The organism is Pseudomonas sp. rhizo25 (assembly GCF_031931935.1).
Taxonomy (GTDB): Bacteria; Pseudomonadota; Gammaproteobacteria; order Pseudomonadales; family Pseudomonadaceae; genus Aquipseudomonas; species Aquipseudomonas synxantha.
Map to the genome: position 1 here is coordinate 259,051 of NZ_JAUJXA010000005.1, position 13,471 is coordinate 272,521.

Below are 13,471 nucleotides of genomic sequence, written 5' to 3' on the forward strand. Positions count from 1 at the left end.
GACATGGCGGAATCTAGCGCGGGATGAGCTACTATTGCAACCTTCTTGAAATCCCCCGGATGGTGTTGCATGTCGTCGAAAGAACCGGATGTCTGGTTCCGTTTTGTCAGGGCCCACAGGACGGTCATCCGTGAAATCGAGCGGCGGCTGGCCGCGGCGGATCTGCCGCCGTACGCCTGGTATGACGCCTTGTGGGGCCTGGAGAGCGGGCCCGATGGTACCCGTCGCATGCACGAATTGGCCGATGTGCTGGCCATCGAGCGCTACAACCTCACGCGTCTGGTAGACCGCCTGGAAAAGGACGGCCTGGTGGTGCGCTCGCGTTCCGACGGCGACGGTCGTGCGGCGTTTGCCTCGATCACGGACGCCGGCCGGGTGTTGCGCAAAAAAATGTGGAAGATCTACGAAAGCACCGTGGACGAGCTGTTCCTGTCGCAGATCGAACCTGGGCAACGCCAGGCGTTTGCCGATGCCCTGCAGCGCACTGCGGGGCTGGCGATGGCGGCGGGCGTGCCGACCCGCAGCCGCGGCAAGCGCTGAGCAACAATGAAAAGCCAATGCAAGCCCGAACATTCCAGCTCATCCAAGGGGGTAGCGGGCCATTGCCTTCTTCACGTCTAATGCATCGATCCGTCCTTGTTCCGCCAACGCCCTGAGCGCCGATACCACCACCCAATACCGACTCGGTGCCGTCGCCTGCACCGACCCCGCGCCCAACGCTATAAACCGCGTATCCACGTGCGCCCTCAACTGATCGACAATCGCCTGCGGATAGCCGGTCACTGCAATCACCGGCGCTGTATTTCCCGCCAGGCACTCACGCAAATGGCAACTGCGCCTGGGGGCCAGGGGGTGCAAGCGATTCCAGCGCTCGGCGGCCGCCGCCTCACGGGCCAGCCGTGTGTAGCTGGGGCAGCTCCATACCTGCGCCGTGATATTCCAGTCCTGTGCCAGCAACCGAGCCGCGAGCATGACTTCTTCAAGCGCCCGGCCAGCGCCGAGCAGGCGCACATCTCCCACTTGGCCACGTTGGATCGGATACATGCCTTTGTGGGCGTCTGCACGGTCCTGACTATCCAGCGTGGTGCTAGCGTCCTGATCATGCAGCGCCAGGTAATAAAAGCCCGGCTGCCCGTCGACGTACAGCGTGCGCAGCCCTGCCAGCACAATCGCCCTGGCTTCGTCACCCGAGGCGGGATCGTAAGGGGTGCAGCGCGGATGGGTCGCCAGCCACAACGGCAGCGATGGGTGCGCGCCCTTGGGCCATGGGGAGGGCTGGTTTTCGATGTCATTGCACAAGATACCGCGCTGGGCGGTCTGGTCCGACAGTGCACACAGCTGTGCCGACGATGTCGCGCTGTGCAGGTAGAGCAAAGGTTTTTCGCCGCGATTGCGTGCAAACCATGTGGGCCAGTTGCCCACGCGGCGGCTGCGTGACTGGCCGCGGATCACCCAGGCTTGTCGGCTGGATTCCAGGGTATTGGCCATGGTCATGACCGTATACAACGGCGAGCTGCCCGGGCTGGCGGCGGTGTCGAGTGCGTCGATGCAGCGCAGCGCAGAATGCGCGGTGGAGGCAGGCATGGGGCGAAGCTCCTTTCAACGGATGCTCGTACCCTAATGGAAATGTGGTTGCATTTGCAATGATTGCAATTGCACTTGAAAAGCCTCGCGGTTAAATCATCCCGACCCTGGCGCGTTTAATCTTGAAATACCGGAATGTCATCACGTCGACATTTTTTCGTCATGACGGCACTTTAGGCTGGGTTCGCAGGTCATTTATCTGCAACCGCTTTCAATTCAAGAAGGAGTTCACCATGGACGAATACCAGGAAGAATTGCTGGAGTACCAGGCATTCGAGCTGGATCCACTGGATCCCGCCGACGATGCCACCGAGCTGTAAAACCGACTTCAGGTGGAATGCCGCTGACTGCGGCGAAATTCCCCTGGGGTCTGGTTGTTCCAGCGCCTGAAGGCCCGCTGGAAGGCTTGGGCCGAAGCAAAACCGAGCAAGTAGGCGATTTCGCCGAATGCCAGCTCGGTATCGCGAATGTAGGTCATGGCCAGGTCGCGGCGGGTGTCGTTAAGAATGGCGCGAAACTGCGTGCCTTCCTCGGCCAGTTTGCGCCGCAGCGTCCAGGTCGGCAGCTTCAAGCGTGCCGCCACTTCTTCCAGATCGGGCTCCCGGCCCCCATTGAGCATTGGCCCGAGCAACCGGGTAATGCGTTCGCGCAGGCTGCGGGTGCGGGTCAACTGCTCCAACTCTCTCTCACACAACTGCAACAACAGGTGCCAGGTGCTGGGGCAATGCTGTGGGTTGCGCAGGGCCAGGGTCGGTTGGCTGAGGCGCAGTTGATTGGCGTCGGCGCCGAAGTGCACCAGGCCGTCTCCCAGCACGCTGTATTGTTCGTGGTAGTCCGGCGCTTGGAATTCGATTTCGATCCGTTGCGCCTGCACCGGCTGTTGCGCCAGGCCAGACAGTTGCTGCAGCCAACCGGCGATGATCGAATCGACGACAAAGCGGTTATAGGCGTTGTAGGGACTGATGGAATAGAACCGCAGCCAAGCGCCCTTGGCATCCTCGCTAAAACTGGATTGCCCGCGATAGTTGGAGCCGTACAGCGCTTCAAAGCGTATCAGTGCGCGCGCTGCTTCGCGCACATTGGGCGCCTGGGCGGCGGTGACGCCGGCAAGGCCAGCCTGGCTCAAGCGACTGAGCTGGCCCATGCGCAGGCCCAGGCCCGGGTCGCCGGTCAGTTGGATGGCCGCGTGACCCAGGCGCATGTAGCGCGGGATTGATAAGCGTGCGCCGGCCTCGGCCAGGCGCGCCGGATCGAGGCCGTATTGCAGCAGCAGCGGTTGCGGGTCCAGGCCGTGGCTGTGGATGGCGTCGGCCAGGGTGTGCACGAAGCCCACCGACAGATCCCCCAGGCGCACCGGCTTCAAGGGCTACAACCAGATGTTCAGCAGGCGCGCACCGCGGGCGTCGCTGTCGGCGAACACTTGCCCGTTGCTGCTGAGAAAGCTCTGGCCGGCGCTGCCCAGGTCCCAGAACTGCCCACGTAAAAATACGCTCATGCCCGCCGTGGCTTGGCTGACGGGTTGCTGGCTGATCAGGGTCAGGCGGCGCCAGGCGGCGCCCTCGCTGGTTTCTTCGGGCTTGAGGCTGACTTCAGCAGGCGTCGACACGCTCTTGAAGCCACGCCATGGGCGGTCCCAGGTGTCGCGCCCGGTAACAAAGGCTGGCACCGCGACCAGTTGCGCACCCTGTTCGTTGAGCTTGCGGTAGTTGTCCGGGTACCAGCTGTCGCTGCCTACCAGAATGCCCAGGCGCCCGGCGGGCGTGTCGACCACGCTGAGGGTGTTTTCATCTCCTGGCGCGATAAACCCGCGTTCATCGTAGATCGGGTAGAGCTGGCGCTGCGGCTGGCCCAATGGCAAGCCATCGGCGGCAAACACCAGGCTGGCGTTGTACAGCGCGCCGTGGCCTACCTGCAGTACCCCCTGGCTGACAGTCGGGTTGGGCAAGGCGATGGAACCGGCTACCAGGGTCACGCCGAACTCCTTGGCCAGGCCGCCGAACAGCACTTGGTAGTCTTGCGCCATGGCCGGGGCTTTCATGCGCAAATACGCGTCGTCCATGCGGTTGTCACCGGTGGCGCTGATCCAGGCGCGCATGAAGGGCAGCGGGTTGCTGATCGACAGCCAGTGCATGGCGTCCTTCAGATGCGCGGCCTGGTACAGCTCGTTTTTTTCGCCACTGAGCATCAGCCAGGTGCCGATATGTTCGGGCAGCACCACGATGGTCTTGGGGTTGATCAGGCCCAGGTCACGCGCGTTTTGCAGGTAGGCCGCCAGTTTCAGGTGCAGGCGTTCCAGGCTCTGGTAGTCGGCGGGGAACAGCTCCGGCTGGATGCCCAGCAGGTTGCCACGCTCGGCCGGCTGGCCCTCATTGACGGCGAGGGTGATGCGCAGGTCCGACAGGTAATGCGCCACGGGGCGCTCCTGGGTCCAGACCAGATACGCGGCGAGAGAGGCAACCAGGGCCATGATGACGGTGAACGCTAGAAGTTTACGCATGGGGCAACAGACAACAGACCGGGTGCAGGGTTCGCGACTAGGGTAGGGCCCATGGCACCGCTTGCCAAGGGGCGCTGTGCATTTGGATCAATAACTTGTCAGTTTCAGTCATTGAGCCGTGGTCCGCTGCCTCTTAGTCTGTGGGACATAAACCGATGGCACGCCGTTCGAGTGCGCCACGTCCCGTGATGATCCGTTGTGGAGCTGTACCATGACCGCTGCTGCCTACCCGCACCTGCTGGCCCCGTTGGACCTGGGTTTCACCACCTTGCGCAACCGTACCCTGATGGGCTCGATGCACACTGGCCTGGAAGAAAAACCCGGTGGTTTCGAGCGCATGGCGGCCTACTTTGCCGAGCGCGCCCGTGGCGGGGTGGGCCTGATGGTCACTGGTGGCATTGGTCCGAATGATGAGGGCGGTGTGTATGCCGGTGCCGCCAAGCTGACCACTGACGAAGAAGCGCAGAAACACAAGATTGTCACCCAGGCCGTGCACGAGGCGGGTGGCAAGATCTGCATGCAGATCCTCCATGCCGGGCGCTACGCCTACAGCCCCAAGCAGGTAGCACCCAGCGCGATCCAGGCGCCGATCAACCCGTTCAAGCCCAGGGAGCTGGATGAAGAGGGCATCGAGAAGCAGATCCAGGATTTCGTCACCTGCTCGTTGCTGGCTCAGGTCGCCGAATACGACGGCGTGGAAATCATGGGCTCGGAGGGTTATTTCATTAACCAGTTCCTCGCTGCCCACACCAACCACCGCACCGACCGCTGGGGCGGCAGCTTTGAAAATCGCATGCGCCTGGCGGTGGAAATCGTGCGCCGTGTGCGCGAAGCGGTAGGCCCCAACTTCATTATTATCTTCCGCCTGTCGATGCTCGACCTGGTGGAAGGTGGCAGCGTCTGGGAAGAAGTCGTGCAGTTGGCCAAGGCCATCGAGCAGGCCGGCGCGACCATTATCAACACCGGTATCGGTTGGCACGAAGCCCGTATCCCGACGATCGCCACCAAGGTGCCCCGTGGCGCGTTCAGCAAAGTCACGGCCAAATTGCGCGGCGCGGTGCAGATACCCCTGATCACCACCAACCGCATCAATACCCCGGAAGTCGCCGAGCGGATCCTGGCCGAAGGCGATGCCGACATGGTCTCGATGGCGCGACCGTTTCTCGCCGACCCGGAGTTCGTCAACAAGGCCGCAGCCGGGCGCGCCGATGAAATCAATACCTGCATCGGCTGCAACCAGGCATGCCTGGACCACACCTTCGGCGGCAAGCTGACCACCTGTCTGGTCAACCCGCGGGCCTGCTATGAAACCGAGCTCAATTATTTACCGGTCCAGCAAATCAAGAAAATCGCGGTCGTCGGTGCTGGCCCTGCGGGCCTGGCCGCTGCCACCGTGGCCGCCGAGCGCGGGCACCAAGTGACCTTGTTCGATTCCGCCAGCGAGATCGGCGGCCAGTTCAATATCGCCAAGCGCGTGCCGGGCAAGGAAGAGTTCTTCGAAACCCTGCGTTACTTCAAGCGCAAATTGCAGACCACCCACGTCGAGCTGTGCCTGAATACTCGGGTGGATGTCGAGCAACTGGTGGCGGGTGGTTATGACGAGGTGATCCTGGCCACCGGTATCGCGCCACGCACCCCGGCGATCCCGGGCGTCGAAAACGCCAAGGTCTTGAGTTACCTGGACGTGATCCTTGAGCGCAAGCCGGTGGGCAAGCGCGTAGCGGTGATTGGCGCAGGCGGGATCGGCTTTGACGTGTCGGAATTCCTCGTACACCAAGGCGTGTCCACCAGCCTGGATCGCGAGGCGTTCTGGAAAGAATGGGGTATCGACACCCAGTTGCAAGCGCGTGGCGGTGTGGCAGGGATCAAGCCCGAGCGCCATGCACCGGCCCGTGAAGTGTTCCTGCTGCAACGCAAGGCCTCCAAGGTCGGCGACGGCCTGGGCAAGACCACCGGCTGGATCCACCGTACCGGCTTGAAGAACAAGCAGGTGCAGATGCTCAACAGTGTCGAGTACTTGAAGATCGATGACGCAGGCTTGCATATCCGCATCGGCGCCGAGGGTGAACCGCAGGTGCTGGCGGTGGATAATATCGTCATCTGCGCCGGCCAGGACCCGCTGCGCGAGTTGCGCGACGGCCTGGTCGCCGCCGGCCAGAACGTGCACCTGATCGGCGGTGCCGATGTGGCCGCCGAGCTGGACGCCAAGCGCGCCATCAACCAGGGCTCGCGCCTGGCTGCCGAGTTGTAAGGCGACAACAGGGGCGGTGTTAGACTTGCCGCCCCTTTCTCATTCAGATACCTGCCGATGGGCCCTTTCGATTGGCTGCCTTATGCGCCCCTTGAACCTGTGCAGCTTGTTTGGCTGAACGGCATCGAGCTGGCTGTGCTGCGCCTGGACCGTATCGATCCGCTGATCAGCGGCAACAAATGGTTCAAGCTTACTGAGCACCTGGCTCAGGCTCGCGCTATCGGCGCCAAAGGGGTTATCAGCCTCGGCGGGGCCTACTCCAACCATCTGCACGCATTGGCGGCGGCGGGCAAGCGCTTTGATTTTCCCACGGTCGGCCTGTTGCGCGGCCATCCCCAAGACACTCCCACGGTGCTCGACCTCAAGACCTTCGGGATGCAACTGCATTGGTTGGGCTACGGCGGTTATCGGGTGCGGCATGAGCCGGGTTTCTGGCTGCCCTGGCGCGAGCAGTATCCCGACCTTTATCCGATACCCGAAGGCGGTGGCGGTCTGGACGGTGCGCTGGGCTGTGGGGTGTTGGTGGAGCAGGCGCGGGCGCAGTTGAGCCACCTCGGCTGGACGGATTACGACGCATGGTGGCTGGCGGCGGGCACCGGTACTACTCTGGCCGGGTTGGTGCTGGCGGAGGCCGGCGCGCATCCGGTGTACGGCGCAATGGCTGTGCCGGATGATCATGGCGTGGCGCAGAATGTGAGTGCGATTGTGCAGACCGGTTATGAGTTGCTGGACGCCTGCCGTGGCGCCTTTGCCAAGGTCGATCCGCTGCTGCTCGACTTTATCGAGCGCACCGAACGGGCCTGCGGTGTGCCACTGGAGCCGCTCTACACCGGCAAGGCGCTGCTGGCATTGAAGCAACAGATCGAGGCCGGACGCTTTGCCCCCGGCACGCGCCTGATCTTCATCCACACTGGCGGCCTGCAAGGCCGCCGAGGTTTCCTGTAGGTGTCAACGGGTGGGATTGTGCCCGCCCGGCATCATTCGCAAGGCAGTGTTATCGCGCATCACATAATGGTGAAAGATCCCCGCCAGCGCATGCAGACCGATCAGCCAGTAACCGATCTGGGCGAACAGCACGTGCCAGCCTTCAATCTCCTCGGCCAACGCCTTGTTTTCTGCAATCAGCGGCGGTAACTCCATCCCATAGAACATCACCGAATGCCCCTTGGCACTGACGATCAACCAACCGGCAATCGGCAACCCGATCATCAACGCATACAGCGCCCCATGCATCAGCTTCGCCAGCAGGCTCTGCCATGGCGGCGGTGCCGGCACGATCTTCGGCGCCACCCCCAGGCTGCGTGCGAACAGGCGCAGCCACACCAGCACAAACACGGTAAGTCCGAACATAAAGTGCATTTCCACAATCAGCGTGCGCGCACCGCTGCCTTTGGGGAACTGGCCGCGTAACTCAATGCAGGCGTAGACCACCGCCAGCAGCACCACCATCAACCAGTGCAACGCAATCGACATGGTGCTGTAGCGCGTATCGGAGTTTTTCCACGGCATCGCTTTTTTCCTCACTCATCAGGGCATACCTCCGCTCTTTAGCGACGGAGTACGTTAACTGTATGCCCGTTTTGAGCGCTTCGCTCGTTGCCAATGCCGTTGCCTTGATCCTGGTCAGTAACTTTGCGGCATTTCCCCGCGTGCCAGGCGTGCGTTGATGTCGGCGATGACATTCGGCAGGTCGTTGATAGTGTCGATCAGGTAGTGCGGGCGCGAGCCTTCGAACATCGTTTCGATGCGCTGACGCTCGCTGGCCAGTGTGGCGCTGTCCAGAGCGCGAAATTGCTCGTAGGTCAGGCCCAGGGCATTGCCCGAACAGGTCAGCGCTACGGTCCACATCCCGGCACGACGGCCTTCGAGAATACCCGGCACGGTGTCGTCGACCTTCACGCATGCGGCCACGTCATCAATGCCCAGGGCGATCACATTGGCCAGGGCCTGGGCCGGCCACGGGCGACCGTTGGGGACTTCGTCGGTGGCGACCACATGGTCGGCGACATAGCCGTTGGTGGCGGCCAGGGCCACGACCTTGTCCATCACTTGCTTGGGGTAGCCGGAGCAGGAGCCGATCTTGATGCCTTGCGCCCGCAGCGCTGCAATGGTGTCGAGGGCGCCGGGGATCAGCGCCGAGTGCTCGGCGATCTTCTCGATCTGCAGCGGCATGAAGCGCTGGTAGATGGCGGTCACATCATCATCGGTCGGCGTGCGGCCGAACGCCTTGCGGTAGCGCTCGGCAACTTGCGGCTGGTCGCAGAGGGTGCGGATATGGTCCCACTTGCCCATGCCCATCGGGCCACGGGCTTCCTCGATAGAGACTTGCACGTCGAACTCGGCAAAGGCCTCGACAAAGATCTGCGTGGGCGCGAAGGAGCCGAAGTCGACCACGGTGCCGGCCCAGTCGAGGATAACGGCCTGGAGGGTGTTGGGGGTTTGATAGTTCATGGTTCAGATCCTGTGGGTAATGAAACTCATGTAGGAGCGAGCGTGCTCGCGAAAAACTCCCGGGCATCGCGTTGAGTCAGAATGCCCGCGTCATCGTTAACGGTCATCGCGAGCAAGCTCGCTCCTACACATTTCTTGCAGCACCTCGGCGATGGCCTTGACCGCTGCGCGCATGCCGGCCGCGTCGACATGGCCGATGCAGCCCACGCGAAAGGTTTCCACCTGGGTCAGCTTGCCCGGGTACAGGATGAAGCCCTTGGCCTTGACCCGTTCGTAGAAGTCCTTGAACTGGTAGCGCGGGTCTGTTGGTGCATGGAAGGTGACGATGATCGGCGCCTGGATCGCCGCCGGCAGAAAGCTGCGCAGGCCCAGCGCGGCCATGCCATCCAGCAATGCCTGGCAGTTGTCCGCGTAGCGTTGATGGCGGGCGGGCAGGCCGCCTTCCTCAGCGTATTGCAGCAAGGCTTCATGCAGGGCGGCGACCACGTGGGTCGGCGGGGTGAAGCGCCATTGGCCGGTCTTGACCATGTAGCTGTGCTGGTCGAACAGGTCCATCGCCAGGGAATGACAGTTGCCCTGGGCGGCGGCCAGCGCATGTTTTTCCGCAAAGACAAACCCCATGCCCGGCACGCCTTCCAGGCATTTGCCGGAGGCGGCGATCAACGCTTCGAACGGGACTTCGCGGGCATCGATCGGCAGCGCGCCGAATGAACTCATGGCGTCGATGATCAGGCGCTTGCCGTGGTGTTTGACCACCTGGGCGATCTCCGGCAGCGGGTTGAGAATGCCGGTGCTGGTTTCACAATGAATCAGCGCGACGTGGGTGATGGCGCTGTCAGCGCGCAGCAGGCGATCCACATCGGCAGCGGTGGTGGGCTCGTCTTCGGCGGTTTCAAAGGTGCTGAACGCGCGGCCAAGCACCTCGCAGATCTTCGCCAGGCGCTTGCCATAGGCGCCGTTGATCAGCACCAGCACCTTGCCCTCGCGGGGCACCAGGGTGCCGATGGCGGCTTCGACGGCGAAGGTGCCGCTGCCTTGCAACGGCACGCAATGATGGCTGTCAGCACCGTTGAGGATCGCCAGCAGCTGCGTGCAAACGCTGGCGGTGAGCTGGTTGAAGCGGTCATCCCATGAGCCCCAATCCACCATCATCGCCTGGCGGGTGCGGTTCGATGTGGTCAGGGGACCAGGGGTCAACAGGATCGGCGCGGCAGTGGTCATCTCAAATCCTCGCAAGGTGTCGGGGTTGAAGCTACGGCGCCTAAATTGCAGTTTGGCTTGTTATCAATCAAATTGTTTGTTGTTATGCGAGCTATCAGTGAGGCCGATAACTATGAACCTGTTCCAACTGCGTGCATTCGATGCGGTGGCCCGCGAGGGCAGTTTTACCCGGGCAGCGGCTCGGCTGTTTATCAGCCAGCCGGCTGTCACCGGGCATATCAAGGCGTTGGAGGAGCACTACCAGATCCCGTTGTTGCGCCGTACCGCCCGGCGCGTGGAGTTGACCGAGGAGGGCGCGCGCCTTGCAGCCATTACCCGGGCAATCTTCGGTTTGGTGGACGAGGCGCAGACCATGCTGGAGGCCAACCGCCAGTTGCTCACTGGACGTCTGGAAGTGGCCGCCGATGGCCCGCACTTGGTGATGCCGATGATCGCCAGCCTGCGCTCGCGCTACCCGGGCATTACCGTGAACCTGCGCTTGGGCAATGCCCAAGAAGCCCTGGCGGCGCTGCTGTCCGAACATGCGGACGTGGCGGTGCTCACCGAGGTGGAGCCACGCAATGGCCTGCACTTGCAGCCTTTGGACGAGTCACGGATTTGCGCGCTGGTGCCGGCTGCGCATCCGTGGGCAAACCAGCCCGAAGGCATTCAACTGACGCAATTGCACGAGGTGATCATGGTGCTGCGCGAGCCCAGCTCCATCACCCGGCGTACCTTTGATGACGCCTGCCTGGCGGCGCATGTGCAGCCCAAGGTGCTGCTGGAGTTGGACAGCCGTGAAGCCGTGACCGAGGCCGTTGCGGCTGAGCTGGGCGTGGGAGTTGTGTCGTCGATGGAGGTCAGCCCGGACCCGCGTGTGCAAGCGGTACCGATCCTGGGCGATGGGCTGCTCAACCGGCATATGCTCGGCTGCATGGAGCGGCGCCGCTCGCTGCGCTTGATTCAGGCATTTTTCGAATTGGCGTGAAGGCTCTCACGCACTATTTCCAAAAAGCTCGCCACCACCCGGCGTGAGCTCTGTTCCTTCAGGCACACCAGGGTTTCCTTCATGCGCTGGGTGCAATCGCGGATCGGCATGGCGTACACCCGTGCGTCGGCGCCGAACTCGGCTGCCGACACCACGCCCACGCCAATGCCCACCACCACCGCCTCGCGGGCGGCTTCGCGGCCTTCCACCTGTATCGCCGGGCGAATGCGCAGGCCGGCCTGGCTCATTTCCTGCTCCAGGGTCTGACGGGTGACCGAGCCGATTTCGCGCAATACCAAGGGTGTGTCGTCGAGGTCGGCCAGGCAGATCGACTCGCGTCCGGCCCAAGGGTGGTTGCGTGCGACAAACGCCAGGAGCTGGTCGTCGGGCAAGGGCAGCGACAACAGGCGCGCATCGTCGACATCGCGCCCCAGCAACGCCAGGTCAGCCTGATAGTTGTACAGGCGAAACAATGATTCATCGGTGTTGCCGGTTTCGATCTTCACGCTGATTCCGGGGTACAGCTGGCAGAAGCGCGCAATCTGCGGCAGTACGTGCACCGGGGCATCCACCGCCAGGGTGAGGGTGCCGGTAAGCAGGGCGCGGGAGTCCTGCAGCAATTCCTCGGCTTCGGCCTCGATCACAAACAGCCGTTGAGTAATGCCCAGCAGGCGTTCACCGAGGTCGGTCAGGCGTACCGAGCGCTTGTTGCGGTGAAACAGCAATACGCCGAAGCGCTCTTCGAGTTTGCGTACCTGGTCGGAAATCGCCGGCTGGGTCAGGAACAGCCGCTCGGCAGCCCCGGTAAAACTGCCATGGACGGCCACCGCGTGGAAGGCCTTGAGCTGGGCATGGGAAACCGACATGGCAGGTCCTCTTACAAGCTGGGCTTATATTTGAAATACGATAAATCGATTTTACCTATTAGTCAGCCATTGCTTTGATGCACCTCAGTCGCCGTAGGTTGAGTCCTACAACCTCGGTGGCCATGGGCGCAGGCATACCGCACCCATCTGACCAATGTTTCGGCCCTACGGCCCGGCATTGCAGTGCTCAACCATAAAAACAACAGGCGTTTTCTTTCGATTCTGCCGGCACACTCACACCTGAGGTCAGAACCACCATGAATATCCCTATGGGTAGCATCAAGCGTTGGCGCGTGCAGATTTTCGCCATCACCTGGCTGGCGTACGCCGCTTTCTATTTCACCCGCAAAGCATTTTCCGTGGCGAAGCTGGGGATCGGTGACGACCCAGGTTTCCCCCTCGACAAAATGATGATGGCCAACCTGGATGGCCTCTACCTCGCCGCATACGCCGTGGGCCAATTCACCTGGGGCATGCTCGCCGACCGCTTCGGGCCACGGGTGGTGGTGCTTGGCGGCTTGCTGATTTCCGCTGCCGCGGCGCTGGTGATGGGCACGTTCGCCACCTTGCCGGTCTTCGTCACCTGCATGTTGATCCAGGGCTTGGCGCAATCCACCGGTTGGTCGGGGTTGTGCAAGAACCTTGGCAGTTTCTTCCCGGCCCAGCAGCGCGGGCGGGTGTTGGGGCTGTGGAGTTCGTGCTATGCCTTTGGTGGCTTGGTCGCCTCGCCGTTTGCCGGCTGGTGGGCGTATACACTGATCGGCAGTTGGCACGCGGCGTTTATCTCCAGCGCCGCAGTGGTGGCGGTGGTGGCCGTGCTGTTCTTTATGTTCCAGCGCAATACCCCGCAGGACGTAGGCTTGCCGGCGGTGGAGCCCGAGCCGGTCTTGAGCGCCGAAGAGGCTGCTGCTGAAAAGCACATCAGCGTGCTCGAACCATTGCGCGCAATCCTGCGCAACCGCACGGTGTTGACCCTGGGGCTGGCGTACTTCCTGCTCAAACCGGCGCGCTACGCGATCCTGTTGTGGGGCCCGGTGATCGTCTACGAGCAGATGCCATCGGTGGGCAAGGTTGGCGCCGCCATCGTGCCTACCGCGTTTGAACTGGCCGGCTTGATCGGGCCGGTGCTGATCGGCTTGGCCTCCGACAAACTGTTCGGCGCCCGGCGCATGCCCGCCTGTGTGCTTAGCCTGCTGGCGCTGACCGTAGCCTTGGCGTTATTCATGGGCGCGCTGCACACCGGCAGCGTGGTGCTGGTGATGGCCCTGTTGTTTGTGATGGGCCTGACTCTGTACGGCCCTGATTCGATGATCAGCAGCACGGCGGCCATCGACTTCGGCACCGCCAAGGCCGGCGCCACGGCGGCAGGTTTTGTCAATGGTTGTGGTTCGGTGGGGGCGATCCTTGGCGGCTTGCTGCCGGGCTACTTCGATACCGTCACGGTATTTATCGTCTTTGCCGGCGCGGCGCTGTTTTCGTCGCTGGTGCTGATGCCCTACTGGAACGCCAGGCCTGCGGTACTGGCCCAGGTCGGGGACTTCGTCCCTGATCGCAACGTCACAGGCAAACCCCTGCGCACCTGAGGCACCTGGCCGGTTTTTTGGTGGATTAGAGTGTTTTTGCCCTATAAACTC

General features: G+C 62.5%; 13 protein-coding genes. 6 read left to right on the forward strand and 7 right to left on the reverse strand.

Translation table 11 applies throughout. The annotated features are described in order from the left end of the window. The first annotated feature begins 69 nt into the window (after positions 1–69). A complete protein-coding gene (locus tag QZR30_RS13560; RefSeq protein ID WP_311903423.1) occupies positions 70–540 on the forward strand; it encodes a MarR family winged helix-turn-helix transcriptional regulator in 471 nt (156 codons plus the stop codon). A 39-nt stretch (positions 541–579) separates the two neighbouring features. Here QZR30_RS13560 and QZR30_RS13565 read toward each other — a convergent pair whose 3' ends face one another. After that, a complete protein-coding gene (locus QZR30_RS13565; RefSeq protein ID WP_056846605.1) occupies positions 580–1,584 on the reverse strand; it encodes a transketolase-like TK C-terminal-containing protein in 1,005 nt (334 codons plus the stop codon). A 122-nt stretch (positions 1,585–1,706) separates the two neighbouring features. On the opposite strand from QZR30_RS13565, the gene QZR30_RS13570 reads away from it, so the two are divergent. After that, the gene (locus tag QZR30_RS13570) at positions 1,707–1,904 is read left to right on the forward strand and encodes a hypothetical protein (RefSeq protein WP_145916477.1); all 198 of its coding nucleotides are present in this window, start codon (positions 1,707–1,709) and stop codon (positions 1,902–1,904) included. 8 nt (positions 1,905–1,912) lie between these two features. On the opposite strand, the gene QZR30_RS13575 is transcribed toward QZR30_RS13570, so the two are convergent. Next, a complete protein-coding gene (locus tag QZR30_RS13575) occupies positions 1,913–2,947 on the reverse strand; it encodes an AraC family transcriptional regulator (protein WP_311903424.1) in 1,035 nt (344 codons plus the stop codon). 3 nt (positions 2,948–2,950) lie between these two features. Further along, positions 2,951–4,081, reverse strand: a complete 1,131-nt coding sequence (locus tag QZR30_RS13580) for a carbon-nitrogen hydrolase family protein (RefSeq protein WP_046068706.1) — start codon at positions 4,079–4,081, stop codon at positions 2,951–2,953. A gap of 211 nt (positions 4,082–4,292) precedes the next feature. Here QZR30_RS13580 and QZR30_RS13585 point away from each other — a divergent pair, with 211 nt between their 5' ends. Further along, positions 4,293–6,332 (forward strand): NADPH-dependent 2,4-dienoyl-CoA reductase, encoded by a 2,040-nt coding sequence (locus QZR30_RS13585; protein WP_046068705.1) that lies wholly within the window; start codon positions 4,293–4,295, stop codon positions 6,330–6,332. 57 nt (positions 6,333–6,389) lie between these two features. Further along, a complete protein-coding gene (locus QZR30_RS13590) occupies positions 6,390–7,277 on the forward strand; it encodes a 1-aminocyclopropane-1-carboxylate deaminase/D-cysteine desulfhydrase (RefSeq protein ID WP_046068704.1) in 888 nt (295 codons plus the stop codon). Positions 7,278–7,280: 3 nt separating this feature from the next. Here the strand turns inward: QZR30_RS13590 and QZR30_RS13595 are convergent, their stop codons facing one another. The 3 genes from QZR30_RS13595 to QZR30_RS13605 all read right to left on the reverse strand — a co-directional run bounded on the left by QZR30_RS13595 (position 7,281) and on the right by QZR30_RS13605 (position 10,004). Further along, positions 7,281–7,841, reverse strand: coding sequence for a cytochrome b (locus QZR30_RS13595; protein ID WP_046068703.1), 561 nt, complete (start codon positions 7,839–7,841; stop codon positions 7,281–7,283). A gap of 114 nt (positions 7,842–7,955) precedes the next feature. Then, positions 7,956–8,783, reverse strand: a complete 828-nt coding sequence (gene phnX / locus QZR30_RS13600; protein ID WP_059397913.1) for a phosphonoacetaldehyde hydrolase — start codon at positions 8,781–8,783, stop codon at positions 7,956–7,958. Positions 8,784–8,879: 96 nt separating this feature from the next. Further along, positions 8,880–10,004: a 2-aminoethylphosphonate--pyruvate transaminase gene (locus QZR30_RS13605; protein WP_311903425.1), complete on the reverse strand. Its 1,125-nt coding sequence runs from the start codon at positions 10,002–10,004 to the stop codon at positions 8,880–8,882. Between the two features lie 112 nt (positions 10,005–10,116). Between QZR30_RS13605 and QZR30_RS13610 the strand changes: the two genes are divergently transcribed. Further along, positions 10,117–10,971, forward strand: a complete 855-nt coding sequence (locus QZR30_RS13610) for a LysR substrate-binding domain-containing protein (protein ID WP_046068700.1) — start codon at positions 10,117–10,119, stop codon at positions 10,969–10,971. Here the strand turns inward: QZR30_RS13610 and QZR30_RS13615 are convergent. Further along, a complete protein-coding gene (locus QZR30_RS13615) occupies positions 10,947–11,837 on the reverse strand; it encodes a LysR substrate-binding domain-containing protein (protein WP_046068699.1) in 891 nt (296 codons plus the stop codon). The two genes, QZR30_RS13610 and QZR30_RS13615, sit on opposite strands and share 25 nt — an antisense overlap. A gap of 257 nt (positions 11,838–12,094) precedes the next feature. Here QZR30_RS13615 and QZR30_RS13620 point away from each other — a divergent pair, with 257 nt between their 5' ends. After that, positions 12,095–13,420, forward strand: coding sequence for an MFS transporter (locus QZR30_RS13620; RefSeq protein ID WP_311903426.1), 1,326 nt, complete (start codon positions 12,095–12,097; stop codon positions 13,418–13,420). Positions 13,421–13,471 lie beyond the last annotated feature (51 nt).

Bases quoted from the DNA above. Each gene is read 5' to 3' on its own strand.
- QZR30_RS13560 (WP_311903423.1), top strand. From the start codon at position 70: ATGTCGTCGAAAGAACCGGATGTCTGGTTCCGTTTTGTCAGGGCCCAC.
- QZR30_RS13565 (WP_056846605.1), bottom strand. From the start codon at position 1,584: ATGCCTGCCTCCACCGCGCATTCTGCGCTGCGCTGCATCGACGCACTC.
- QZR30_RS13580 (WP_046068706.1), bottom strand. From the start codon at position 4,081: ATGCGTAAACTTCTAGCGTTCACCGTCATCATGGCCCTGGTTGCCTCT.
- QZR30_RS13585 (WP_046068705.1), top strand. From the start codon at position 4,293: ATGACCGCTGCTGCCTACCCGCACCTGCTGGCCCCGTTGGACCTGGGT.
- QZR30_RS13590 (WP_046068704.1), top strand. From the start codon at position 6,390: ATGGGCCCTTTCGATTGGCTGCCTTATGCGCCCCTTGAACCTGTGCAG.
- QZR30_RS13595 (WP_046068703.1), bottom strand. From the start codon at position 7,841: ATGCCGTGGAAAAACTCCGATACGCGCTACAGCACCATGTCGATTGCG.
- phnX (WP_059397913.1), bottom strand. From the start codon at position 8,783: ATGAACTATCAAACCCCCAACACCCTCCAGGCCGTTATCCTCGACTGG.
- QZR30_RS13605 (WP_311903425.1), bottom strand. From the start codon at position 10,004: ATGACCACTGCCGCGCCGATCCTGTTGACCCCTGGTCCCCTGACCACA.
- QZR30_RS13610 (WP_046068700.1), top strand. From the start codon at position 10,117: ATGAACCTGTTCCAACTGCGTGCATTCGATGCGGTGGCCCGCGAGGGC.
- QZR30_RS13615 (WP_046068699.1), bottom strand. From the start codon at position 11,837: ATGTCGGTTTCCCATGCCCAGCTCAAGGCCTTCCACGCGGTGGCCGTC.
- QZR30_RS13620 (WP_311903426.1), top strand. From the start codon at position 12,095: ATGAATATCCCTATGGGTAGCATCAAGCGTTGGCGCGTGCAGATTTTC.